2 protein-coding genes are annotated in these 2,117 nt (G+C 64.6%); both read right to left on the bottom strand.

Features of this window, described 5'->3' with window-relative positions; translation table 11 throughout:
- Window positions 1–1,539 (bottom strand): condensation domain-containing protein (locus ACW9IB_RS29385; RefSeq protein WP_457416816.1); only part of this gene is annotated, 1,539 nt, incomplete at its 3' end.
- A gap of 3 nt (window positions 1,540–1,542) precedes the next feature.
- A partial coding sequence (locus tag ACW9IB_RS29380) for a phosphopantetheine-binding protein (protein ID WP_457416814.1) occupies window positions 1,543–2,117 on the bottom strand: 575 nt, incomplete at its 5' end.

The raw sequence follows: 2,117 nt of genomic DNA, 5'->3' as shown, positions 1-2,117 counted from the left end.
CTGTGCCTGGGCTTCGAACAATTGGTGTACCCACTGGCCTTGCGGGTAGTCGCGCCCAGTGGCGTTCCACTGCCGAACCAATTGCTGACGCTCGTCGGCGTCCAGCGTCGCCAGGTCCTGCAATGGCAATGTGCTGTTCGCCACGGCCGAGCGCAGCAGGCTGAGCCAATGGCGCAGCATGCGTGCCGCCGTCGGCGCATCGAACAGGTCAGTGGCGTAGGTCAGGGAGGCCCAGACACCGTCGCCGGTTTCCTGGGTGTCCAGGCTCAGGTCGAACTGCGCGGTCTGGCTGGCCCATTCAAGGTGACTGACCTGCAAGCCCGGCAGCCTGTGCGCGGCGGTTTGAGGGTTGGCCTGATGGTTGAACATCACCTGGAACAGCGGGTTATGGCTCAGGCTGCGCTCGGGCTGCAAGGCTTCCACCAGTTGCTCGAACGGCAGGTCCTGGTGAGCCTGGGCTTCCAGGGCACGGCGTTTGGTGTGCTGGAGCAACTGGGCAAACGTCATCTGCCCGTCAAGGTCGGCCTTGAGCACTTGGGTGTTGACGAAAAAGCCGATCAGCGACTCGGTCTCGACCCGGTTGCGGTTGGCAATCGGCACGCCGACGCGAATATCCGACTGACCACTGTAGCGGTACAAAAAGGCCTGGAACGCGGCCAGCAACAGCATGAACAGGGTCACGCCTTCACGCTGGGCCAGGCTTTTCAGGCCCGCCACCAGCGCCGGCTCCAGGGCGATATCCTGGCGGGCGCCACGGAAACTCTGCTGCGCCGGACGCGGATGGTCGAATGGCAGTTCCAGCACCGGTTGCGTACCGCCCAACAACTCGCGCCAATACGTCAACTGACGGGCCTTCTCCCCCGCCTCCATCCAGCGGCGCTGCCACAGCGCGTAGTCGGCATACTGGATCGGCAACGGCGCCAGCTCACAGTCCTGGCCCAGGCTGTAGGCGGCATACAGCCGCATCAGCTCTTGCACCATCACCCCCATCGACCAGCCATCCGAGACGATGTGGTGCTGCACCAGCACCAGCACATGGTCTTCTTCACCGAGTGCCAGCAGGCTGACCCGCAGCAGCGGGCCCTGTTGCAGGTCGAACGGGCGGGCGATTTCGGCCTCTACCCGCGCCTGGAGCTGCGTTTCATCGACCGCGCTTTCGGCGATTTCGATCACCCCGTGGTCCAGCACCTGCTGCGAGCGTTGTTCCTCATCCAGCTGCAAGCGGGTGCGCAGGCTTTCGTGGCGCGCCACCAGGGTGTCGAAGCTGCGTTGCAGGGCGGCCTTGTCCAGGCGCCCGCGCAGGCGCAGTGCGCCCGGCACGTGGTAGGCGGCGCTGTCCGGGTCCAGTTGCCAGAGAAACCACTGGCGCTCCTGGGCGTAGGACAGCGGCAACGGCTGGCCGTCCTGGCGAATCGAGGCAATCGGCAATTGAGCGAAGCTCATGCCCCGGCTTTGCAGGCGCTGGTAAAACTGCTGGCGCTGCTCCAGGGGCAGGCGAAGAAAGCGCGAAACCAGGTCGATGTTAGGGTTGGAAAGCATGGGTCAAATCGCCTCTAGTTCGCTCAAAAAGTCACGAAGATCATCAAAATCTTCCGCCGTGCCGGCGCGGAAGTTGGCAGCGGCCTGCGCATAGGCGCGCAGGGTGTCGGTCTGGAACACTTCCACCAGCGGCACTTCCAGGCCCAGCTCGGCCTGGACGCGGGAGGTGATCTGGATCGCCAGCAGGGAATGCCCGCCCACGTCAAAGAAGTTGTCGTTCAGGCCCACTTGCGGCAGGCGCAGCACTTCGGCCCAGATCGCCGCAATCTGCTGCTCCAGCTCGGTTTCAGGCGCCACGTAGCGTTGCTGCAATTGGCTGGCATCCGGTTCGGGCAGGCCCTTGCGGTCGAGCTTGCCGTTGGGGGTCAGCGGCATTTGCGCCAGGAACATGAAATGCGCCGGCACCATGTAATCCGGCAGACGGGTTTTCAGGGCGCGGCGCAAGGTGTCACGGAACTCGGCTTCATTGGCCAGGCCGGCTTCGGCGGGCACCACATAGGCCACCAGTTGCTTGCCGGTCGGTCCATCCTGGGCCACCACCACGGTTTCACCGACGCTGGCCTGCTCGCGCAGACGCG

The organism is Pseudomonas sp. SDO524_S393 (genome assembly GCF_054071875.1).
This window is presented reverse-complemented; position numbering and strand designations above follow the sequence as displayed.